A 23642-nucleotide genomic window follows, 5' to 3' on the forward strand; every position below is an offset into this window, starting at 1 on the left:
GTTTGCGGTCAAGCAACTGTAGTTGCCGTGCCCATTGACGCAAGATCCCGAAACATCTACTGCGTTTGCCGCCAGTAAGGCTCGATAGCCTGCAGGCGCGGATCGTCCGGCGCCGCCGCGCGCATACGCTGTACGTAGCCGAAGGCGGCTTCGCGCTCGCCGGCCAGGGCATGCAGGTAGATCAACGAGTACAGCAGGTCGGCGTCGTCCGGCGACTGCGCAAGGCCGCTGCGCAGTGCCTGCAAGGCTTCATCACGGCGGTTCAGGCGCGACAGCAGCAGGCCCTGGTTGTAGCGGATCCGCGCATTACCCGGCAGCGCCGTGGCGGCGTGGTCCATCCATTCCAGGCCCTCCTCGTTGCGGCCGTGCTCGACCAGCAGCAGGGCCAGCATGTACGCCAGGTTGCCACGGTCGCTCGGCGGCATCTTGTCCAATGCCGCCCCCTCGCGCAGCAGCGCTTCGGCTTCTGCGGGGCGATTGGCGGCGCTGGCCAGGGTCACCAGGTTGACCCGCGCCGGGACAAAATACGGGTCCATGCGCAGGGCCTGCCGGTAATGCGCCATCGCCTCCTCGTCACGCCCCTGGCGCGATAGCAGCACCGCCAGGTTCAAGCGCCCGCCCGGCAGGTCGGCATTGCCGCGCAGGCGCTGCTCATAGTCGCTGAGCAGGGCCTTGAAACTGGCCTGCCGGGCCTCGGGCAGCTGCGCCAGCGCGATATCGGCCATGGCCCGCACGGTTTCATCGCGCACCGCCAGGCGCGGATCGGCCAGTAACGGCAGCAAAGGCTTGAGTCGCTGCTCGGCGGGCAGGCTGCTGAAGCCTGCCACGGCATAGGCGCGGATCAGCGGGTCGGCGTCCTGCAGGGCCCAGCGCAGGTTGCTGACGGCGCCCGGCCCGAGGTCCGCCAGCTGGTCGGCGGCGGTGGCGCGGACGATGGCCGGGTTGGCCTTGTCGGCCAGCAGGTAGCCCAGGCGGCTCATGGCTGTGCCCGGGTCTTCGCGCACGCCTTGCAGCGCCTGCCCGTAATGGGCCGGTCGTTGCGGCGTGCCGTACCACTGGTCGATGGCGCTGGCGGCCCAGGCCGGCGCGCGGTCCGTGTGGCAGGCCGTGCAGGCGTCCGGGCTGCCGGTCTGGGCGGCGAGGTCCGGGCGTGGGATGCGCAGGCTGTGGTCGCGGCGCGGGTCGACCACCATGTAGGTCTTGCTCGGCATATGGCAGCTCACGCACTGCGCGCCAGGCGAGCCTGCGGCGTGATGGTGGTGCGCCGGGCTGTCGTAGTCCTTGGCCTGCAAACCGGCGAAGCGCGCGGTGTTGGGCTGGGTGTTGTGGCACTGCAGGCACAGGCCGTTGCCTTCGATGCGCACCTTGGTGGTGTGCGGGTTGTGGCAATCGGTACAGCCGACCCCGGCGGCGTACATCCGGCTCTGGCTGAACGAGCCGAACTCGTAGACCTCGCCGTCGATCTGCCCGTCTGCATGATAAAGGCCGCTGCGCAGGGTCGCGGGCAGGCTCTGGTCAAGCTGCGGATGGCCGGGCGTCTGGCCGTTGCCCAGGGTTTGCCGACGGCTGTGGCAAAACGCGCACTGCTCGACCTGGCCCTTGCTGCCGAGCGCCTTGTAATCGACCACCAGCCCTTTGCCCGGCTGATTGCCGGCGGGCGTGGCACTGGCCCAGTCGACATGCGCCTGGCCGGGGCCATGGCAGCCCTGGCAGCCCACGGTTGGTTCCTGCCAGGTGCTGGCGAAGCTGTCCTGCTGGTCGTCGTAGTGCTTGAGCAGCCGGGTGGAATGGCAGTCGGCGCACATGGCGTTCCAGTTCTGGTAGCGGCCGGTCCAGTGCAGCGGGTCGTCGGGGGTGAAGCGCTGGCCGGGGTACAGGGAGAACCAGCGTTGCCCGCCCTGGGCCTGGGGCCGGCTGTCCCAGGCGATGGTCAGGGCCTGCAAGCGCCCACGGGACAGCGCCACCAGATACTGCTGCAATGGCTGGTGGCCAAAGGTATAGAGGATGCGCAGGTCCGCAGGCTTGCCGTCCTCGCCCTCGATGTTGACGTAATAGGCATCGCCCTTGCGGTAGAACCGCGCCTTGACGCCATCCTGGTCGAAGCGCGCATCGTCGAAGTTGCCCAGTACATTGCCCGCCTTGGCCTCGCGCAGCGCCCAGGCATGGTCCGAATGCTGCCACTGCCCGGCCTGTTCGGCATGGCAGCCCTGGCAACTCTCAGGCTTGGCGTAGCCTTCGCGGTCCTTGGCCGCTGTCGGCAACGGGTCACCTGCGGCGCTGCCTGTGGCAAGCAGTGCAAGTATCAGCACGCCCCTTCTCAGTCCTTCTGCCAGCCATCCCATCGCCCAGCTCCATGATCAGGTCCAGTCACCCTTTGCGGGCGTCGGCAAACCGCTTGCGTCACTCGTTCGCCTCGTTGGGCCTGGCCGCCGGCGCGCTGTACCACTGCTCCTTGGGCACCACTTTGTCCTGCGCGGGGTCCCCCAGGTAGTGCGGCGACATGATCTGCACGCCGAACTCGTTGAACACATCCTGGATATTGGCGTGCAACAGGGTCAGCAGCTCGGCCCGCGGCCGTGGCTCGCTGGGCACGGCCTGGGCCACCAGGCGGTACTCGGGGTAGAAGTCCGACAAGGCGGTCTGGAACACCTGTGGGCGGGGTGAGTCGAGCACCCCATCGGTGCGCCGCGCGGCCTCCAGCAGCATCGCCTCGACCTGGCGCCACGGCGTGTCGTAGCCGATGGTGACCGTGGTGTCGACCACATAGCCCTGGCCCTGCACCACCCGCGAGTAGTTCTTGGTCACCGCCCCGGTAATCATCGAATTGGGCAGCGTCAGCACCTCGCCCAGCCCGGTGCGGATGGTGGTGGTGAACATGCCCAGCTCGGTCACCGTGCCCTCGTGCTCGCCGATGCGCACGTACTCGCCGGGCCGCAGGGTACGGGTATACGTGAGGATCAGCCCGGCGGCGGCCTGGCCGACCACACTGGTGGCGCCCAGCGAGATCATCAGGCCTATCAGCACCGACAAGCCTTTGAACGCTTCGGTGTCGGCGCCCGGCAGGTACGGGTAGGCCATGGCCAGGGCGAACAGCCAGATCGCCAGCGAGGTCAGGCGGGTGGTGGGTTGCAGGGTTTCCTGGGTCAGCCAGCTGATCGAGCCCGGCCGCGCCAGGCGCTCGAGCAGGCGCTTGCTGAAGGCGCTGATGCCACGGGCGATGAAGAAGATCAGCAAGGCGATCAGCAACCCCGGGATGGCGTCGATGATGCCGGTCAGCACATGCCGCAGCAGCCCCAGCAGGTACAGGTTCAGGCTTTCGCCCCAGGGCCGGGTGTAGGGGAAGCGCTGCAGGACGAAGCTCAGCCATTCGTAGGTCAGCAACAGCACCAGGGTCCAGCGCACCAGGGCCAGCAGGCGCCGCAACAGCGGGTAAAGGTTGCTGGAATCGACCAGTTGCGTGTGGCCGATGCGCAAGGCACTGGCGTGTTTGCGCACGCGCTTGGGCAGCCAGGACAAGGCCTTGTGGTGCAGCCATACGCAGAGCTTGACCAGCAGGATGTACACCAGCGTGGCGGCGGCGCTAAGCCCGGCGGCGGTCAGCAGAAAACGCGGGCTGCGGGCCTGCTGCGCCTCGTCGACCACCTGGCGCAGGCGTTGCGCGGCGGCCTCGGCGCCCTGCCGGGTGTCGAGGTCGGTGCCGACCAGGTCCCTGGGCGAGACGATGAAGGCGCGGCGGTCGCCCAGCAGCACCAGGAAGCTGTCCTGGACGGTGTCCAGGCTGACCCTACTGTCCACGCCTTCATCCAGCCGTTCATTGATCACCGCCTCGGCACGCCGGGCCCGAGCGGCAGGCGCCTCACCAAGCACAGTGGCATGGAACACCATGATGCTGCGGTTGGCGACCTTGAGTTCGGCGGGCTCGGCCGCCGGCACGCTGGCCTGCTCGTTGGCCTGGCTGGCCAGGCTGATGAGCAGCAGCGCGAGCAGGCAGCACCCTGCGACGATTCGCTTAGCCATGGGCTCCCTCGCTCGATCACGCGTTGCCAACGGCCGGCCCCTGCTCCACCCACTGCCAGAACAGCATGTAGCCGATGGCCAGGATCACCGGGCCGATGAACAAGCCGATGATGCCTTCGGCGACCATGCCCCCCAACGCACCGATCAGCACCACCGGCATCGGTACATTCACCCCGCGCCCCAGCAACAGGGGCTTGAGCACGTTGTCGACCATGCCGGCCAACACGCTGTACACGGCGAACACCACGGCGCCGACACTGGCGCCTTCGGTGAAGAACACAAAGGCCACCACCGGCAGCGTGATCAGCAATACCGGTAGCTGCATGATCCCCAGCAGCAACACCAGAATGGCCAGCAGGCCGGCGCCGGGGATACCCATGAACACGAAACCAAGCCCCACCAGCAGCATCTGGATGAAGGCGATGCCGACCACGCCCTGGGCCACCGCGCGGATGGTCGCGGTGCACAGCTCGGCAATCAGCGGGCCGCGTTCGGCGCCGGAGATGCGCGTGGCGATTTGCACCGCGCTGCGCTCACCGTTGTCGCCAAAGGCCATGACCACGCCCGACAGGATCAAGGCGCCGATGAACAGCAAAAAGCCGGTGCCGACTCCGGCCAGCTTGCCCAGCACCACCATGCCGATGCCTTTGAGGTGCGGGGTGACGCTCTGGATCAGGCTGGTGACATCAGTGGCGGCCTGTTGCCAGAAGCCGTACAGCGGCGGCCCCACCAGCGGCCAGGTGGCCACCACCGGGTTGGCCTGCGGCACATGCCAGGCCCCGCTCTTGAACAGCTCCATCGCCGCGGACACCGACGCTGCGATGGAGTCGCCCAGCAGGTAGATCGGCACCATCAGGATCAGCAGCGTGACCAGGATGATCAGGCTCGCCGCATGCCCGCTTTTCAAGCCAAGCCTGGCGCGCAAACGCCCATGCAGTGGGTAGAAGGTGATGGCCAGGATCACCGCCCAGAGCATCAGGCTCAGAAACGGGCGGAACACCGCAAAGCAGGTGACCACCAGCGCGGCCACCAGGCCTGCGCGTATCAGCACGTCCAGCAAAGCCCGGGACAGCTTGAGTTCGTTAGGCAAAGGCAACATGGGCCACCTCCTGATCGGTGGCAGGCAATGCCAGCCACGGGTATCAGCAGCCTAGTACGGCGTCGGCAAGTCGCAAACGGCGACAGGGCGCAGGATAAATGGCGTCTTCTGGCATCAGATCAATGCACTGCAATATCAATCCGGTATCATCCGCGCCATTCAACCGTTCGTTTAACAGTGGAGTCGTGCGTGATGAAAGTTCTGACGTTGTTCGGCACCCGCCCAGAAGCCATCAAGATGGCGCCTTTGGTCAAGGTCCTGGCCCGGACCGAGGGTGTCGAAAGCATCGTCTGCAGCACCGGCCAGCACCGGCAGATGCTCGACCAGGTACTGCAGCTGTTTGCCGTGCCGGTCGACCACGACCTCGACGTGATGGTCCCGGGGCAAACCCTCAATGGCCTGTTCGCCCGCCTGATGACCCGCATCGACGCCCTGCTCGACGAACTCAAGCCTGATTGCGTGCTGGTACACGGCGACACCACCACCGCCGCCGCCTGCAGCATGGCCGCGTTCCACCGCGGCATTGCCATCGGCCATGTCGAGGCCGGCCTGCGCACCGGCGACCTGGCCCAGCCCTTCCCCGAGGAAATGAACCGCCGCGTGGTGGACGTGATGGCCCGCTGGCTGTTCGCCCCCACCGTCACCTCGCGCAGCAACCTGTTGCAGGAGAACCTGCAGGGGCAGGTCCACATTACCGGCAACACCGTGATCGACGCGCTGGACCTGATCCTGCAGAAGCTCGACCGCGAACCCGAGATTGGCGAAGGCTTCGCCAGCCGCTATCCGTGGCTCGACGCCAACCGCCGGCTGATCCTGGTCACCGGCCACCGCCGGGAGAACTTCGGCGACGGTTTCCGGCAAATCTGCCAGGCCCTGGGCGAGCTGGCCAAGCGCGACGATGTGCAGATCGTCTACCCAGTGCATCTCAACCCGCAGGTGCGCGATGTGGTCATGACGGTGTTGGGCGACAACCCCAACGTGCAGTTGATCGACCCGCTGGACTACCTGGAGTTCGTCTGGTTCATGCAGCGCGCCCACCTGGTGCTGACCGACTCCGGCGGCGTGCAGGAAGAAGCCCCGCACCTGGGCAAGCCGGTGCTGGTCATGCGCAACACCACCGAGCGCCCGGAAGCCGTGGCCGCCGGCACCGTCAAGCTGGTGGGCACCGACAGTGCGCGGATCGTCCAGGCGGTGCAGGCCATGCTGGATGATCACGCGCTTTATGCCCAGGTGGCGCGCAGCGTCAACCCGTATGGCGACGGCAACGCCAGCGAGCGCATCGTCAATGCCCTGCTGGGGCGCCCGTTCACGCCCTTCCAGGTGCGCTGAAGGCGCATAAGCGTCAATAAAACGGCGACGTCATTTGCTCTGACGTCGCCGGTCGAATTTTCTTACAAAAAAGCATCAAAATATTGACATGGGCACTTTGATATTAGAGAGTACGACCCCGATGTCTTGACGAAGTGGCATCGCGCTCGAACGACCGTTTGACAGCGTTCGCTTCCCCAATCGTCACTGATTACCCGAATAGCCACGCGAAGACCTGCGCCTTAAAACGCCTGTCGGCGCACACGTTTGCACGCCCGCTGTGCGCTGCCAACGCCACTGAACCTTCAAGGACTAGATCGTTGAGTAACACGACTCGCCGCTTGCAGTTCGCCGTTCTGGGCACTGCCCTTACCTCCCCGATCCTCGCCCATGCCACCCCTGCCAGCGATGCCTTGCAAGCGCTCATGGCCCAGGATTGGGTGTCCCGCAGCGTTTCGCTCAAGGACCTGGGCATTACCAACCCAGTGGTGCTCGACCAGGCCGACAACCGCCAGGCGTTCTTCCTGCCGGTGCCCAAGGGCGTGGCGATCAGCGATGCGCAGATCGAGCTCAAGGGCCAGTTCATCAAGGGTGAAGAGCAGCCCGCCACCCTGCGCCTGGCCGTCGATGGCCAGCCCCGCGTGGCCGAACGCGTCAACCGCGCCGAAGGCGACCTCAGCCGCAGCCTGGCAGTGGACAGCGGCAAGCATGCCAGTGGCTTCGTCAACTTCAGCCTGGACTGGAGCTCGCCGGTTTCGGAGGACTTCTGCGCCCCGCCACGGGCCACCGCCAACGTGCTGACCTTGTCGCCACAGACGCGCCTGAGCTACCGCTACTCGATGTCGGCCCTGGGCAGCCTGGCTGAAGCCTGGAGCAGCCTGCCGGGTGAGCCGGTGATTCTGGTCGCGGGTGGTGCGCTCGAGCGCACCAGCTTCGACAGCGCCTGGCGCCTGGGCGTGGCCCTGGAGCGCAGCGCCCGCCGCGCCCAGGTACGTGCCTTGCCGCAAGTCGGCGACAGCCTGTCGCTGGCCGGCATCGAGGTACCGGCAGCCCTGGCTAAAGTCCCGGCCTTCGCCGCCCTGACCGGCCAGGCCAGCCACACCCTGGCCAGCCCGGCCGAGCTGGGTGCCCTGCTGCTGCTCGATGCCCCGGCGATCCGCGCCGACCTGGCCATCGCCGACAGCGCGCTGGTGGCACAGCTCAACACTGCCCTGGACGCCCTCGCGCAACAGCTGCAGGACGACCAGGCCGCCCTCGCCGCCCTGGCGCAATGGCGCAAGCAGAAGGCCAGCCTGGCCGCAGGCGCCCTGCCCAGCCAGCAACTGCAACTGCTCAGCCTGGGCCGCCAGGCCTTGGTGGCCGTGGCTGCCGACGCCGGCGCCAAGGCCGCCGGCGTGTTCGACGCGAGCTGGCGCAATGTGTTGGTGTCGCGCGAGGCGCAGGTCAAGGAAGTGGGTGACGCGCTGCGCAACGAACACGGCCATCTGCGCCTGAGCGCCCTGGGCGGCAATTTCGGCACCTTCGATGTGGTCAGCCGTGGCGAGTGGACTGCCACCTTCCCGCTCAGCGCCGTGTCGACCAACGGCCGCATGCCGGGGGAGCTCAACCTCGACCTCGCCGCCGCGCCGGGCGCCTCGCCTACCCCGCCGGTCGCCTCGGTGATCTGGAACAACGTGCTGCTCAACGCCGCGCAACTGGATGCCGATGGCAGCCCCGAGCGGTTGAAGGCGCGCATCCCGGGCTACGCCCTGGGCGTCACCAATACCGTGCAGGTGCGCTTCCAGCGTCAGCCAAGCTCGCCAAACTGCGCCGAGATTCCTCAGGCCTACCCGGTCAACGTGCTGCCCAGCAGCTACCTGAGCTCGGCCGACGCCGAACCCGACGGCACCTTCATCGGCCTGCTGCCACTGCTGGCCGGCAAACCCCAGGTGATCGTCGACCAGGCCGTCCTGCAAACGCCGGTGGCCAACCTGGGCAAACTGATCCGCCTGGCCAGCGCCGCCTCACTGTCGCCGGTCAACGCCGAGCTGGTGCTGGCTGACGGCAAGGCAGAGGTCGCGCCGTCGCGGCCGTTCCTGGCCGTGGACGTGCAGCTGCCAGGCGCCAAGCCGCTGCTGGGCGTCGCCGAGCTGCAGCGCCTGCAGGCCCAGGGCAACCAGCAACTGGCCCTCGACCTGCAGGGGCCGCAAGGCCTGGGCACCTTGTCGGTGGTCGACTCCAGCGGCCAGCACGGCGTGCTCTGGAACAGCCTGGGCAACCCGGCCATGGTGCCGCAGGTGCCGTTCCTGCTGACCCAGGGCAATGCCGTGGTGATTGGCGAGCAAGGCCCGTTGACCTGGGTCGACACCACCGACCCGGAACTCAACCTGGCCGGCACGCCGTTCCACCAGTGGCGCAAGCAACTGGTGTGGGCGTTGCCCACCCTGTCCGGCATCGTCCTCTTGCTGGTGCTGCTGGGTGTAATCGCCCGCCGGCTGCGTCTGAAGCACAAAGGCAAGTAGGCCGGGGTAAGCACGCATGTTCTCACTCTATTGGCCGTACCTGCTGGCGGAGTATTACCGGGGGCTGGAGATCGTCACCGCCGTCGTCGGTGTGCTGATCCTGCTGTCCAGCCTCGATGACCTGTTCATCGATACCTGGTACTGGGTGCGCCAGACGTACCGCAAGCTGCTGATCCGTCGCAAGCGCTACCAGGCGCTGACGGTGGAGCAACTGCGCGCCAAGCCCGAGCAGCCGCTGGCGATCATGATCCCGGCGTGGCTGGAGTACGACGTGATCGCGCCGATGCTGGAGAACATGGTCGGCTCGCTGGACTACAAGAACTACTACATCTTCGTCGGCACCTACTGCAACGACCAGCGCACCATCGACGAGGTGGAGCGCATGCGCCGGCGTTACAAGCAGTTGATCCGGGTCGAAGTACCCCATGACGGCCCGACCTGCAAGGCCGACTGCCTGAACTGGATCATCCAGGCGATCTTCGCCCAGGACGCGCGCATGCCCGAGCCCTTCGCCGGGATGATCCTGCACGACAGCGAAGACGTGCTGCACCGTCTGGAGCTGCACTACTTCAACTACCTGCTGCCGCGCATCGACTTCATCCAGTTGCCGGTCACCTCCCTGGAGCGTGACTGGTACGAACTGGTGGCCGGCACCTACATGGACGAGTTCGCCGAATGGCACACCAAGGACCTGGTGGTGCGCGAGAGCATGTCGCGCATGGTGCCGTCGGCCGGTGTCGGCACCTGCTTCTCGCGCAAGGCGCTGCTGGAGCTGTCCGCCGAGACCAACAACCAGCCGTTCAACACCGACACCCTCACCGAGGACTACGACATCGGCGCACGCCTGGCGCGGCGCGGCATGAAGCAGATCTTCGGCAAGTTCCCGGTGGACTACGTGGCCAAGCGCACCACCTGGTTCGGCAACGGCAAGGAAAAGCTGGTGGCCGTACACATGCCCCTGGGCGTGCGTGAGTACTTCCCCGACACCTTCCGCACCGCCTACCGGCAAAAGGCCCGCTGGACCCTGGGCATCGGCCTGCAAGGCTGGAGCCAGGTGGGCTGGGAAGGCTCGCTGGCGACCAAGTACCTGCTGTTCCGCGACCGCAAGGGCTTGATCACCTCGTTCGTCGCCATCCTCGCCTACGTGTTGCTGTTCCAGCACCTGATCTTCCTGGGGATCAGCGCCACCGGCCACTGGAAGGTGTTCTTTCCGTCGGTGTTCTCGCCCAACAGCCTGCTGCTCGACCTGATGTGGGCCAACACCCTGGCCCTGAGCCTGCGCATCCTGCAGCGCGCGTACTTCGTCGGCCGCCTGTATGGCTGGGAGCACGCCCTGCTGTCGGGGCCGCGGATGATCATCGGCAACTTCATCAATGCCATGGCCGCGGCACGCGCCTGGCGCCTGTACCTGGGCTACCTGTTCCTGGGCAAGAAGCTGGTCTGGGACAAGACCATGCACGACTTCCCCTCGGCCGACCAGTTGCACCAGCAGCGCCTGCGCCTTGGCGAACTGCTGCTGTCGTGGCGCGCCATCGACGACGACATCCTGGCCCAGGCCCTCAAGGCCCAGGCCGAAGAACACAAGCCGCTGGGGCAGATCCTGCTCGAACACGGCTATCTGGATGCGGACACGCTCAACGAGGCCATCCTGTTCCAGCAGGAAAACGGCGAGCCCGCAGCGTCCTTCCCCGAAACCAAGCCCGCTACGGCGGCGAACAAGACCCAGGCTGCCGCACTGACATGACCCCTGCTCGCCCCGCCATCCTGTTGTTCGGTGCCTGGCTTGCCTGCGCCAACCTGCCCACCGCCCTGGCCGCCGAGGTGCCGCTTGAAGGCGTGGCCTGGGAACAGGCCGACCAGGCCTACCGTAGCTACCAGTCGGGGCGCTACCGCGATGCCCTGCAACAGGTGGATGCTGCCCTCAAGCTGCGCCCCGACGTGGCCCGGCTGAACCTGCTCAAGGTCTACACCCTGCAGAAGCTCGGCCGCCGTAACGAAGCCCGCCAGGCGGCGCAAAGCGCGCTCAAGCGCGGCGTGCGCGACCCCGGCCTGCAGGCGGCAGTGACCAACCTGCAACAAAATGCCCCGGCCGCCAGCGGCCCGGCCCCTTCGGCGGCTTACCAGCGTGGCTTCCCGCTGGCGACCAAGGCCTACGCGGCCTACAACGCCGGCGACATGGCCGCCGCCGAGCGCGATGGCGAGCGGGCGTTCCGCACCGACCCAAGCCAAGGTGCCTGGGCCCTGCTCTGGCTCGACAGCCTGGAAGCGCAGCAACGCTGGGCCGAGGCCGCCACCGCCGCCGGCACCGCGATCAGCCTGGGCGCCCCCAACACCAGCGACCTGGAAGCCCGCCGCCAGACCCTGAACCGACGCATGGCCGTGCGCCCGGCCGAGCAGGCCTATCAGGCGCTGATCGCCAACCGCCCCGGCGATGCCGTGCCGCTGGCCCGCGAAGCCGTGCGCCTGGCGCCGGACATCGCCAGCCACCGCCTGCTGCTGGTGACCGTGCTGCTGCTGGACAACCAGCCCGCCGCCGCCGAGCAGGCCGCCAACCAAGCGCTCGAAGCCGATGACGAAAGCACCGTAATGCTGGTGATGCGCGGCTACCTGCGCCAGTACCAGGGCAACGCCCAGGCGGCCGGCAGCGACTTCGACAGCGCCCTGGCCCAGGACTGGCTTGACGAAGAGCAACTGCGCAACGTGCGCCTGATCGCCATCGACGCGGCCCTGGCCGGCGGTGACAAGGCCCGCGCCACGGCCCTGCTGGCGCCCATGGACGCCACTGACGAGGCCGTGGGCAAACGCCAGCAGGCCCTGGCCGATGCTCGCACCCCGGCCACCGCGCTGAACCTGAGCACCTACCCGGCGCCGCGCCAGTCGTGCCAGGACACCCCCTACGGCACCCAGTGCGAACTGCTGCCCGCCGATGCCGGCGGCGCCGCCGGCCCGGCCTCCGAGGCCTATGCCGCCTACGCCCGCCAGGATTACCAGGAAGCGATCGCCCAGGCGCGCAAGGCCGTCGAACAGGACCCGGACAACCTCGAGTTCCAGCGCCTGCTCACCACTGCCCTGGCCGCCGGCAACCCGCAGCAGGCCGCCGAAGCCGAGCAGCGCCTGAGCGACGCCATCGCCCGTACCCCAAGCGACGCCGAGCTGCTGATGCAGCGCGGCTACCTGCGCATGCGCACGGCCCAGCCCGCCCGCGCCCGTGAGGACTTCCGCGCCGCCCGCGACACCGGCAAGGCGCCGAAGACCGTGGTGCTCGACGAGGCCTATGCGCTGTCGGCCATGGGTGAAAAACCGGCCGCCGTTCGCCAGCTCAAGCACGCCATCGACATGGACGATGCCGGCACCCTGCAGCTGGATGAACAGCAGCGCCACAACACCCGCAGCGCCATCACCGCCTATGACCGCGAATGGGGTGCCACCGTGACCGCCAGCTACCGCGGCGCGCGCCCGAGCACCACCATCGCCAACGCCGGGCAAAGTTCGGCCGGCGACTCGATCTTCAGCACCGCCGAACTGTACTGGCGGCCTAGCCAGTTCAATGACCAGAACGGCGTGCTGGAGGTCTATGGGCGGATAAGCAATACCCTGTGGGATGAAGGTGGCAAGTTCCGCTCCAGCGGCGCGGTCGATCCCTGCACCAAGCAGGCTCTGGATGCCGGTGGAGTCAGCGATTCGCAGTCGGTGACCGGTTTCCCCAGCACCATCGGTGCCCTGGGCGTGCGCTACACCCTGTCCGACACCGGCTTCACCTTCGGCATCGAGCGGCGCTTCCTGCTGGGCAGCGCCACCCGCGAAGGCACCGCCAACCCGGGCAAGAACACCGATCGCTGCGATTTCCAGACAGCCAGCCAGGCCTCCGGCATGAACGGCGCGCTGCTGCGCTACAAACTCAAGGACAGCGCCGGTGGCTGGCTCACCTACGCCACCTATGGCTTCTACCGCGGCACCGAACTGCGTTTCGACGAGAGTAGCTGGTGGACCGTGGATGCCTATTCGCAACTGGGTTATTCGCTGGAGGACAACCCGGCCAAGTGGACGGTCTATGACGTCGATACCCGGGGCTCTCGTACCGAAGCACAGGCCCAGGCCGACGGCCGCCTGAAGCGCGAGCAGCTGTTCCTCAGCAACGAAATCCGCCTGGGCCGCAGCTACAAGCTGCTGCCAGATGTCGTGCTGTTCCCCCATGTCGTCGGGGCCGCCGACTGGATCTGGCAGAAAGACCAGGCCACCGGGCTACACGGTGCCACGGGCAGCAACGAGATCATGGCGGCGCAGCTGGAGGGCCAGAGTTTCTCCCTGACCCGCGACCAGGGCTCCTGGTCCATGGCCGCCGGCCCTGGCGTCGCCCTGCGCTACTACTTCCGCGAAGACCATTACCATACGCCCCGCTCGTACCTGGACTGGACGGCCCAATACCGCTTCGCCATCGGCGGCGGTGCCTCCGACCGGGCCGAGGGCCTGTTCATGAACCTGACACTGTCGTATTGAGGACCCCCGCCATGCTGCCGTCTTCTGTGCTCACCCGCTCTTTCAAAGGCCTCGCCGCCAGCCTGCTGGCCGCCAGCATCGGCTTTGCCGTGCCCGCCGCCCAGGCCGATGACTCGTCGATCGTGCTGCGTGGCAACGACGGCTGGCTGTTCCCTGGCTGGGGCAGCCTCACCGAGGTCGACAGCCGCGGCATCGAAGCCTCCACCGCGCTGATCAAGGACGCCCAGCAGGCCCTGGCCGCCCGCGGCGTGCAGTTGCAGGTGCTGGTGCTGCCCGACAAGACCCGCTTCTACCAGGACAAGCTGCCCGCCGGCAAAGCCCTGAGCCCTGCCGTGCAGCAGCGCTACCAGACCATCCTGGCCAGCCTGCGCAAGGCCGGCATCAGCGCCATCGACGACGAGGCCGTGCTGCGCCAGCTCAAGGACGCCGGCAAGGACGTGTTCTACCGCACCGACCAGCACTGGACCCAGGCCGCCGCCGACGCCACGGCGCAAGCCACCGCCGAGCAGGCCCGCCGCGATGTGCCGGCGCTCAAGGGCACCGCCGGCAGCGGCATGCAGTTGGGCAGCGAGTTCAAGGAGCGCCGCTACGGCGACCTGGCCGAGCGCTTCCTCACCCCCGAGCAGCGCAAGCAGACCGGCCGCGAAACCTTCACCGTGCGCCGTCAGGCCGCAGCCAACGGCCTGCTCGACGACGCCCCGGCGCCGCTGCACGTGACCGGCCACAGCATGGTGCAGCCGTACTTCGGCTTCCCGCAAAAACTGTCCAACAGCATCGACCGCCCGGTGTCGGTGAACTGGAAGCCCGGCAACGTCGGCCAGTGGATCATGCTGCTGGAGTACCTGGAGTCGGCCGACTTCAAGCGCAACCCGCCGCAAGTGCTGGTGTGGCAGATGTTCGAGCCCACCTACGCCCAGGGCCCCCAGGCCAGCGGGCTGTGGGACAACGCCTCGATCATGAGCGCCGATAACTGGCGCCAGCGCCTGCGCGCCGCTGCCGGAAAGTGAACCATGGCTGAACAGGCGAGCCCCGTCACCCCTTCGCACCGTGGCTACACCGCCGCGGTGATCGGCCTGTTGCTGCTGGCCCAGGCCTGTGGCCTGTGGCTGCTGTTCAACAGCAAGCTCGATGCCGCGCAACTGCAGCCGGCGGCCTGGCTCGACGGCGAGGCCGGCAAGGCCCTGGGCGATGCGTTGCAACCCGAACTGCAGAAGAACGCCGACACCCTGAGCGCGGCGGTGCGCTATCGCCTGCTCGGCGACCTGGGCGACCAAGTGGTACAGGGTTGCCCGGGCTGGCTGTTCTACCGCGACGGCCTGCGCGCCCAGGCCGGCGTAAAAGGCGCCTATGAAGCGCGCCTGCGGCTGATGCAGCACTGGGTCGGGCAACTACGCAGCCAGGGCCTGCAGGTGCTGTTGGTGGCCGTGCCGGACAAATCCCGGATCGAAAGCCAGGCCCTCTGCGGCCTGCAACAGTCGCCGCAACTGCAGGCGCGCCTGGGCCAGTGGCAAGCCAGCCTGGCCAGCCAGGGCGTGCCCTATGCCGACCTCGGTGCGGCCTTGGCCCACGACGCGCAAACCCCGCCGCAGTTCTTCCGCACCGATGTGCACCTCAATGCCGACGGCGCCCAGCGCGCCGCCGATGCCGTGGCCGCCAGCGCCCTGGCGCTGCTCGATGGCAAGCGCGACCAACTGTTCACCAGCTCCCAGGTTGGCGCGGCGCAACCGCGCATGGGCGACCTGATCGTGCTGGCCGGCCTCGAACACGCCGCCAGCGCCTGGCGCCCGGCCGTGGAAGACGAACACCCGCAGCAGATCCAGGTGCAGCGCAGTGGCGGCCTTCTCGACGACACCCCGCCGGTGCAGGTGCTGCTGGCGGGCAGTTCCAACGGCCGGCGCAGCGCCTTTGCCGAACGCCTGGGCCGCAACCTTGGCCAGCAGGTGTGGAACCAGAGCCTGGACGGCGGCCAGTTCAGCGGTGCGCTGCTGGCCGCGCTGGGCAAGCGCGAGCGCTGGCCGGCCAGCCTCAAGCTGGTGATCTGGGAATTCTCCGAAAGCGCCCTGTCGCTGCCATTGACCGCCGACGAGCGCGCCGTGCTGGCAACGCTACCTGAACCGCAGGCCGACCATGCTCTTTAACTCCTATCTGTTCCTGCTGCTGTTCCTGCCGCTGACCCTGGCCGCCCACTACCTGATCGCCGCCCGCAGCCTGCGCGGCGCCGCGCTGTGGCTGTGCGTGACCTCGATCGTGTTCTACGGCTGGTGGAACCCGCAGTTCGTGCTGCTGCTGATCGGCTCGATCGCCTTCAACTACCTGGTCAGCCTGGCCATCCTCGGCACGGCCGGGCGCTCGCGCCTGCAACTGCTGATCACCACGGCCGGGGTCGGCGCCGACATCGCGCTGCTATTCCACTACAAGTACTTCGTCACCCTGGTGAACTTCGCCCAGGACTGGGGCCTGGCCGGCACCCGCCTGGACGACATCATCCTGCCCCTGGGCATTTCGTTCTTCACCTTCACCCAGATCGGCTTCCTGCTCGACTGCCGCGCCGGCATCGTCAAGGAACGCAGCCTGCTCAGCTATGTGCTGTTCGTGACCTTCTTCCCGCACCTGATCGCCGGGCCGATCCTGCACCACAAGGAAATGATGCCGCAGTTCGCCCAGCCGGATAACTACCGGTTCCGCGCCGAGAACCTGAGCGTTGGCGGCATGCTGTTCGTCATCGGCCTGGCCAAGAAAGTGCTGCTGGCCGACCCGATCGCCCCCTATGCCGACGCCGGCTTCGCCGACCCTGGCAGCCTCGGGTTCTGGGCGGCGTGGGGCACCGGCATCGCCTACGCACTGCAGCTGTACTTCGACTTCTCCGGCTATTCGGACATGGCCCTGGGCCTGGCCAAGATGTTCGGCATTCGCTTCCCGCTGAACTTCAACTCGCCGTACAAGGCCAGCAACATCATCGATTTCTGGGCCCGCTGGCACATGACCCTGACCCGCTACCTGACCGCCTACCTGTATTACCCGGTGGCCATGGCGGTGTCGGAATGGCGCGGCAAGCGCGGGCTGCCGGTCGGCACCCAGGGCGCGGCAACGCCGGGCGGCTTCGCCGCGGCGATCATCCTGCCGACCACCTTCACCATGGGCCTGGCCGGCATCTGGCACGGCGCCGGCCTGCAATTCTTGATCTTCGGCCTGCTGCATGCTGCCTACCTGTCGATCAACCATGCCTGGCGCATCTTCGTGGTCGGGCGCAACAGCAAGGCCACGCAGCACCCGCTGAAAGTGGCGGGCTACGTGCTGCTGACCTTCGCGGCGGTGATCGTTGCCCAGGCCTTCTTCCGCGCCGAGTCCACCCATGATGCGGTGTTGCTGATCGAGGGCATGTTCGGCCTGCGTGGCCTGGGCAGCCTGCCCGAGGTACTGTACCCGGCCGGTATCGCCTGGGGTGACGCCTGGCGCCTGCTGGTGGGCCGCCACCTGGAGACGCTGCACGTACTGGCAGTGCTGGCCGTGGCCTGGTTCCTGCCCAATTCGCAACAGATCATGGGCGGCTTCTCGCCGTCGCTGGCCCGCGCGCAGCTCGACGGCCCGGCCGCGCTGCGCTGGGCCCCGACCCTCAAATGGCTGCTGATCATGGCGCTGCTGCTGGCGCTGTGCCTGATGAACCTGCACAAGGAAGCACGCTTCCTGTACTTCCAATTCTGAATCCATGGAGTGATTGACATGAGCGAACAAGCCCTCAAGCAACAACTGGCCGAAATCATCGAAAACGTGGTCGGCACCCCGGTGGCCCACGATGACCTGCTGATCGAGTCCGGCCTGGTCGATTCGATGACCGCGGTGGACATCGTCATGGCGGTGAAGAATGCGTTCGGCGTCAAAGTGCCGGCCACCGAGATCGACGAGCACCTGGAGTCGCTCGACGCCCTCGCCGCCTTCGTTCAGAACAACCGCTGAGCCTGCACAGGCCACTGCCCTGGAGAGTGCCGGATGCACTTCGATTTCGACCGCTATGAGTTCGCCGACTGCCACCAGGGCGCCGACGCCCCTGCCCTGCGCGACGCCCATCGGGTAATGGACTGGGCCAGCCTGCAGCTGGCCGTCGAGGCCTGGACCCTGCGTGCCCGCGCGCAGGGCGTACTGCCCGGTACCGCGCTGGTACTCAGCGGCCACAAGCAGATCGAATTCGTCGTGGCCATGCTCGGCTGCCTGCGCCTGGGCGTGACCTATGTGCCGCTGGACAGCATCAACCCGCCGCAACGCCTGCAGCGCATCATCGAGCTGGTGGGCGCCGGGTATTGCTACGACGCAGAACAGGACCAGTTCCGCGTTGGCGTTGCCTGCGCCACAGCGCTGGCCGAGGCGGGCCTGGCCTACGTTATGTTCACCTCCGGCAGCACCGGCGACCCGAAAGGCGTGCAGATCGGCCGCGACAGCCTGGCGCTGTTCGCCGGCTGGATCCGCGACTGTCTGGCCCTGGGCGAACGACCGCGGTTCATGAACCAGATGCTGTTCAGCTTCGACTTCTCGCTGTTCGACCTGTGCGGGGCGTTGGCCCTGGGTGGCCAGTGCGTGCTGTGCCCGCGCGAGGTGATCGGCGACCCCGAGGGTTTTGTCGACTACCTGGCCGACAGCCAGGTACAGGTATGGGCCTCGACGCCGTCTTTCGTCCGTCAGCAGTTGCTCAACGACGCCTTCGACGCCCGCCACCTGCCCGCCTTGCAGGTGTTCGTGTTCGGTGCCGAGTCGCTGACCCCGACCCTGGCCAACCAGCTGTGGGAGCGCTTCCCCGAGGCGCGGATCATCAACTCCTACGGGCCGACCGAAGCCACCTGTTCGACCACCTGGATCGAAATCCTGCCGCCGCTGGAAAACACTGGCCAGCCGCTGTCCATCGGCCGGGCCAAGCCCTATGCCGAGCTGTTCCTCGACGACGGCGAGCTGTGCATTGCCGGTGACCACGTGATGCGTGGCTACCTCAATCGCCCGGACCTGAGCGAGGCGGTGCTGTTCCAGCACAACGGCAAGCGCGCCTACCGCAGCGGCGACCTGGCCGAGATCGACGCGCAAGGCCGGGTGTTCTTCCATGGTCGGCGCGACGACCAGATCAAGCTCAATGGCTACCGCATCGAGCTGGGTGAAGTGGACGCCGGGCTGGCCAGCCTGCCTGGGGTCGACAGCGCCGCCACCATTGCCCTGCGCCGCCCCGACGGTGCGTTGGTGCGCATGGTTGGTTTCATCGAAACCCCCGGGCACCTGCCGGCGGCCACCCTGGGCCCGTTGCCCGAGGCCCTGGCCGACTGGAAACAGCGGCTGGCAGGCAGCCTGCCGTCCTATATGATCCCGTCCGAACTGCTGGCCTGCGGCCGCTTCCCCGGCACCCTGTCCGACAAGGTCGACCGCAAGCGCCTGGCCGAGCTGTACCAGCAAGCCCGGGTAAAACGCCCCAAGGAGACTGTATGAAAGCCCTCGCCCTGCTCACAGGCACCCTGCTGCTGTGCAGCGCACTGCCCACCGTCGCCCAGGCCGAGGGCAAGCTGGCGCAGTTGTATGCGCCGCGTCCACCGGCTGGCTCGGCGTTCGTTCGCGTGCTGCAGCCAGCGGCGGGCGGCGCGCAGGTGCAAGTCGGGCATAACCCGGCGCAGCAGTTGGCGGCCGGCCAGCTGGCCAGCAGCTACAACGTGGTCAAAGGGGGCGAGCCGTTCACCGTGCTGATTGCCGGCAAGAGCGCCGGCACCCTCAGCGTGGCCGCCGACAGCTACCAGAGCCTGGTGCTGCAAGATGGCAAGCTGCAGGTGCTGGACGACAGCGCCGCCAGCGACGATGCCCTGAAGGCTGAGTTGCGTTTCTACAACCTGGCCAGCGCCTGCCCTGCCGGCCAGTTGCAGGTACAGGCCGGCCCGACCCTGTTCGCCAACGTGGCCCCGCAGACCAGCCAGGCGCGGGCGATCAACCCGGTGAGCGCCACCTTGACCGCCGGCTGCGGCGCGGCCCAGGCCAAGCCACTGCCCTTGCCGCAGCTGCAACCGGGCGATCACTACGCACTGTTCCTCACCGGCAGCGCCGAACAACCGGTGCTGCGCGGCGAGCTCAGCAGCACCGCCCCCTACACCCGGTAAACCGCCATGCGCCCACTCTTTCGTGACGATCACCTGCTGTTTCGCGACCAGGTCCGGCGGTTTGTCGAGGAACGCATACTGCCCCACTACGCCGACTGGGAACGTGAGGGCATAACGCCCACCGCGCTCTGGCGCGACGCCGGTGCCCAAGGCCTGCTGTGCCCGGCGCTGCCCGACCCCTATGGCGCCGGTGGCGACTTCGGCCATGCCGTGGTGGTGATCGAGGAGCTGGCCCGGGCCAACTGCCTGGGTATCGGTTTTTCGATCCATTCCGACATGGTCGCGCCCTACCTGTACAACCTCGGCACCCCGGCGCAGAAAGACCGCTGGTTGCCGGCCATGGCCGCCGGCGAACTGATCGGCGCCATCGCCATGACCGAACCCGGCGCCGGCAGCGACCTCAAGGCCATACGCTGTCGTGCCCGGCGTGACGGCGAGCACTATGTGCTCAATGGCCAGAAGACCTTCATCACCAACGGCGTCAACGCCGGCCTGATCATCGTGGTCGCCAGCACCGAGCCCGACCTGGGCGCCCGCGGCCTGTCGCTGTTCTGTGTCGAAGCGGGCCTGGCTGGCCTGAGCAAGGGGCCGGCCATGGCCAAGATCGGCCAGCACGCCCAGGACACCTGCGAGCTGTTCTTCGACGAGCTGCGCGTACCCGCCGACTGCCTGCTGGGCGAGGAAAACGCAGGCTTCGAATACCTGGGCCGTGAGCTTGCTCGCGAGCGCCTGGCCATCGCCCTGCGCGCCGCCGCCCATGCCGAGGGCATGCTCGAGCAGACCCTGGCCTATACCCGCGAACGCAAGGTATTCGGCAAGCGGGTCAGCGACCACCAGCACAACCGCTTCATCCTCGCCGATGCCCGTTCGCGGCTGACCATGTTGCGGGTGTTCCTTGACGACTGCGCACGGCAGCTGATCGAGGGCAGCCTGGACCCAGTGGTGGCGGCCATGGCCAAGCTCAATGCCAGCGAAATCCAGGGGCAGATCCTCGACCAGCTGCTGCAACTGCACGGTGGTTATGGCTACAGCAGCGAGTACGGCATCGGCCGTGCCTGGGCCGATGCCCGGGCGCTGCGGATCTTCGGCGGCACCAGCGAGATCATGCGCGAGATCATCGGGCGCAGCCTCTGATTCAACCGCGCAGCCAATCCTCACGCAGCCTGCGGGCGCGCGGGTCATCCCCCAGCGCCCACGGGTCGAGGGCAAACGCCACGACCTGCTCGGCGCCCGTGGTGCGGGCCCACTCCAACTGCCGCTGTACCCGGGCGTAATCCGCCGAGCGGGCCTTGAAGTCGGTGCCGTCGTTCTTTTCCGACGGTAACTGCTCGAACAACTCCACGACCACATCGAATGGCACCTTGCGCCGGCGCAGCTCCAGCAGCAGTGGCTCGATGGCCTGCAGGTTGGCCCAGCCGGCCACACCGACGCCATCCTGCACCACTGGCCGCAGCGCGGTGGTGTCGAGCAGTGTGCGCCATAGCTGCAGCAGCGTACCCTCGGTGGGCAGCACGCTGTGGTAGGTGGAAATCGACGGGATGCCGTCGCTGTGCTGCCGGGTGCTGGCAGACATCGCCGCCAACCAGCCGGCCAGGCGCTGCTGGCTGTCGGCGCTGGCCCAGTGGTACTGCTCCAGCTCGTAGGGGATGTACCAGCCGGCAAAGGCGCGGTGCTGCGGCCAGGGCGCAGCCGCCATGTAGGCCTGCGCCTCGCCCAGGGCCTTGGCGAAGAACTGCGCCTGCCCCTGCGCGTCTGCCGACAGCGCCTGCCACCAGGCATTGTCGAACGGCAGCCCGACTTGTACCTGCATGCCCTCGTCATGGGCGATGTCGAAGACGTTGCGCAGCATGTCCTCAGGGATCATCCACGGCGATTGCCCGCCGATCAGCCCGACCCATTGCAGCGTCACCGTGCGGCAGCCCATGTCGGCCATGGCCGCCAGGCGCTGGCGCCATTGCTGCGGGTTGAGGTCAGCGTGGCTCTTCCACAGCTGCAGGAAGCTGCCCTGCAGGCCGCTGGAGCGTGTGCAGCCCGGCAGGCTGGCGAGGATGGGCGCGGTGGCCAGCAGGCATAGCAGGCTGCGGCGGCTGAGGGTGGGAGCGGAAATGGTGAGGTCCTTTTCGTGACATGGTGCAGGAACGCAGCAGCCTACCTTAAAACGTCACCGATGGCTGGCGCTGTGATGCGGGTCAAGACGTCTGTGCGCTTGTATTTTTCCGTGATCGAACATCTACGGTGTGCTGCCATCTCGTACAGAGCACATTTGTACTCCACGCCTGTCAGCGATCGTCGAATTCGCCCAGCTGCCAATACCAAGGGTCGCTGCATTAGCACGTATATATATTAACTACCTGAACGAAACCTGAAGCTTTTCAAACTTAAACAAAATTACATACTCATTCATGAGGCCTTACTGTCTTTCACACTTATTAAATTTGTTTCACACAAACACGCCCACCTCTTCCACCTGCGTGATTGAAAAGTCAAACCTCAGCATGGACAATAGCCATCAGCGCGCTGCACGCCATGCCCTGCAAGCCTTCCGGCGGTGCCCACCTTTATTAGACGGTTATTCAGACTCGCTTTTAAAGTTGACTGAACACCCTGCCAAGCTGGCGCACCAACTTATTACCTACACCGTATTCACATTACGTTGACATTGCATCACTTCAAATGCGCGTCACTCTATCCCCCGAGGTAAACCATGAACGCACTTAACCACGGTGAAGTCTTCACCGCCGCCGATTCGGGCGAGCACATCCTGTTGACCGGCGCCACGGGTTTCCTCGGTGGGTCGGTCGCCGCCCAACTGATTGCCGATGGCCAGGGCCCCACCCTCGCCTTCCTGGTACGCGGTGACACACCCGCGCAAGGCCTCGAACGCCTGCGCGCCAACCTGCGCCAGCATGGCGTCAGCCAGGCCGACTGCCTGGCCCTGGAAGAATCGCAGATCCTTTGTGGCGACTTGCTCGACACCTCCTGGCTGGCCGGGCAAACCCCGCGCCTGATGCAGTTCGACCGGGTGATCAACTGCGCCGCCGTGGCCTCGTTCTCGAAGAACCCGACCATCTGGCCGGTCAATGTCGAGGGCACCTACGCCTTCGCCGACGTGTTCAGCCGCTCCGCGCGTCTGAAGCGTTTCCTGCATGTAGGCACGGCGATGAGCTGCGGCCCGCAGCGCGAGTCGCCGATCAGCGAGTCGTGGGAGTTCCCCGAGGCCGAGCAGCAACTGGTGGACTACACCGCCTCGAAGGCCGAGATCGAACGGCGCATGCGCGAAGAACTGCCAGGCCTGCCGCTGGTGGTGGCGCGCCCGTCCATCGTGGTCGGCCACAGCAGCCTGGGTTGCCAGGCGTCGGGCAGCATCTTCTGGGTGTTCCGCATGGGCTTTGCGCTGGAGAGTTTCACCTGCGGGCTCGACGAGCAGATCGACGTGGTCCCGGTCGACTACTGCGCCGAGGCGCTGATCGGCCTGGCACGCAAGCCCCAGCTCAACCACGACCTGTACCACATCTCCGCCGGCCACAGCTCGGCCTGCACCTTCGCCGAGATCGACCAGGCATTTGCCCAGGCCAACGGTGCCGAGCCGGTTGGCGAGCGTTATCGCAAGGTCGATGTGGATGACCTCAAGTCCCTGGCTGGCAGCTTCGCCACGCGTATCGGCCCGGCCAACCCGCGCCTGGTGCTGCGCGCGCTGCGCTTGTACAGCGGTTTCGCTGATCTGAACTACCTGTTCGATAACAGCCGGTTGCTGGAAGAAGGCATCGCTGTGCCGCCGCGTTTCACTGATTACCTGGACGTGTGCGTCAGGTCGTCCAATGGGGTGAGCATTGCCACCCAGATGCAGGCGGATTTCAAGTAACCCGTCATTCTGCTCCGTCACACGCGCTTGCCCGGGCCAGGGTTGAACCTGCTCCGGGCTTTTTTATGGGGTTGGGTTGGGGGAAGGCTGCCAGGTGCCTGGCGGTGTTTTTGCAGCGCCTATGAGATCGAGCGAGGGTGTCAGAAATTTTGTGTTCGGGCATACCATGAGTAAGAGGTGCATGTATGCCAACCAGAAAGAAACCGCTTCGAGAGTTACCGAAGGTCCCGAAAGAGCTGCTT

General features: G+C 66.8%; 15 protein-coding genes and 1 pseudogene. 12 read left to right on the forward strand and 4 right to left on the reverse strand.

All coding sequences use genetic code 11. From position 1 onward, the window contains the following. Positions 1 to 56 precede the first annotated feature (56 nt). From ABE459_RS11945 to ABE459_RS11955, 3 genes are read right to left on the reverse strand one after another with little or no spacing between them, the layout of a single operon-like run. Positions 57 to 2342 (reverse strand): tetratricopeptide repeat protein, encoded by a 2286-nt coding sequence (locus ABE459_RS11945; protein WP_323831102.1) that lies wholly within the window; start codon positions 2340 to 2342, stop codon positions 57 to 59. 58 nt (positions 2343 to 2400) lie between these two features. After that, the gene (locus ABE459_RS11950) at positions 2401 to 4017 is read right to left on the reverse strand and encodes a mechanosensitive ion channel domain-containing protein (RefSeq protein WP_323831103.1); all 1617 of its coding nucleotides are present in this window, start codon (positions 4015 to 4017) and stop codon (positions 2401 to 2403) included. A gap of 16 nt (positions 4018 to 4033) precedes the next feature. After that, positions 4034 to 5116 carry an AI-2E family transporter gene (locus tag ABE459_RS11955; protein WP_125464085.1) on the reverse strand — a complete coding sequence of 361 codons (1083 nt, stop codon included), beginning with the start codon at positions 5114 to 5116 and terminating at the stop codon, positions 4034 to 4036. Positions 5117 to 5308: 192 nt separating this feature from the next. On the opposite strand from ABE459_RS11955, the gene wecB reads away from it, so the two are divergent. The 11 genes and pseudogenes from wecB to ABE459_RS12010 all read left to right on the forward strand — a co-directional run bounded on the left by wecB (position 5309) and on the right by ABE459_RS12010 (position 20672). Then, positions 5309 to 6445 carry a UDP-N-acetylglucosamine 2-epimerase (non-hydrolyzing) gene (gene wecB, locus ABE459_RS11960; protein WP_323831104.1) on the forward strand — a complete coding sequence of 379 codons (1137 nt, stop codon included), beginning with the start codon at positions 5309 to 5311 and terminating at the stop codon, positions 6443 to 6445. 299 nt (positions 6446 to 6744) lie between these two features. After that, positions 6745 to 8925 (forward strand): hypothetical protein, encoded by a 2181-nt coding sequence (locus ABE459_RS11965; protein WP_323831105.1) that lies wholly within the window; start codon positions 6745 to 6747, stop codon positions 8923 to 8925. 16 nt (positions 8926 to 8941) lie between these two features. Next, a pseudogene (locus ABE459_RS11970) lies at positions 8942 to 10582 on the forward strand (glycosyl transferase family protein); the annotation flags it as partial. 83 nt (positions 10583 to 10665) lie between these two features. Next, positions 10666 to 13422, forward strand: coding sequence for a hypothetical protein (locus ABE459_RS11975; RefSeq protein WP_258704199.1), 2757 nt, complete (start codon positions 10666 to 10668; stop codon positions 13420 to 13422). A gap of 11 nt (positions 13423 to 13433) precedes the next feature. Further along, positions 13434 to 14429: a twin-arginine translocation pathway signal gene (locus tag ABE459_RS11980; protein ID WP_323831106.1), complete on the forward strand. Its 996-nt coding sequence runs from the start codon at positions 13434 to 13436 to the stop codon at positions 14427 to 14429. Between the two features lie 3 nt (positions 14430 to 14432). After that, the gene (locus tag ABE459_RS11985) at positions 14433 to 15560 is read left to right on the forward strand and encodes a hypothetical protein (protein ID WP_323831107.1); all 1128 of its coding nucleotides are present in this window, start codon (positions 14433 to 14435) and stop codon (positions 15558 to 15560) included. Next, the gene (locus tag ABE459_RS11990; protein ID WP_125464091.1) at positions 15550 to 17124 is read left to right on the forward strand and encodes an MBOAT family O-acyltransferase; all 1575 of its coding nucleotides are present in this window, start codon (positions 15550 to 15552) and stop codon (positions 17122 to 17124) included. Before ABE459_RS11985 ends, ABE459_RS11990 begins: the two co-directional genes overlap by 11 nt. Positions 17125 to 17142: 18 nt before the next feature. Further along, positions 17143 to 17376 carry an acyl carrier protein gene (locus tag ABE459_RS11995; protein ID WP_125464092.1) on the forward strand — a complete coding sequence of 78 codons (234 nt, stop codon included), beginning with the start codon at positions 17143 to 17145 and terminating at the stop codon, positions 17374 to 17376. A gap of 33 nt (positions 17377 to 17409) precedes the next feature. Continuing rightward, positions 17410 to 18882: an AMP-binding protein gene (locus ABE459_RS12000; protein WP_323831108.1), complete on the forward strand. Its 1473-nt coding sequence runs from the start codon at positions 17410 to 17412 to the stop codon at positions 18880 to 18882. Beyond that, a complete protein-coding gene (locus ABE459_RS12005) occupies positions 18879 to 19538 on the forward strand; it encodes an alginate O-acetyltransferase AlgF (RefSeq protein ID WP_323831109.1) in 660 nt (219 codons plus the stop codon). Before ABE459_RS12000 ends, ABE459_RS12005 begins: the two co-directional genes overlap by 4 nt. 6 nt (positions 19539 to 19544) lie before the next feature. After that, complete coding sequence (locus ABE459_RS12010) at positions 19545 to 20672, forward strand: acyl-CoA dehydrogenase family protein (RefSeq protein WP_125464095.1); 1128 nt, start codon at positions 19545 to 19547, stop codon at positions 20670 to 20672. A gap of 1 nt (position 20673) precedes the next feature. On the opposite strand, the gene ABE459_RS12015 is transcribed toward ABE459_RS12010, so the two are convergent. Continuing rightward, complete coding sequence (locus ABE459_RS12015) at positions 20674 to 21645, reverse strand: DUF4434 domain-containing protein (protein ID WP_323831120.1); 972 nt, start codon at positions 21643 to 21645, stop codon at positions 20674 to 20676. A 597-nt stretch (positions 21646 to 22242) separates the two neighbouring features. Here ABE459_RS12015 and cprA point away from each other — a divergent pair. Then, complete coding sequence (cprA, locus tag ABE459_RS12020; protein WP_346648034.1) at positions 22243 to 23400, forward strand: cationic peptide resistance protein CprA; 1158 nt, start codon at positions 22243 to 22245, stop codon at positions 23398 to 23400. The last annotated feature ends 242 nt before the right edge of the window (positions 23401 to 23642 follow it).

Origin of the sequence: Pseudomonas sp. TWI923, from assembly GCF_039673365.1 — a bacterium.
In the GTDB taxonomy this organism is placed as follows: Bacteria; Pseudomonadota; Gammaproteobacteria; order Pseudomonadales; family Pseudomonadaceae; genus Aquipseudomonas; species Aquipseudomonas sichuanensis.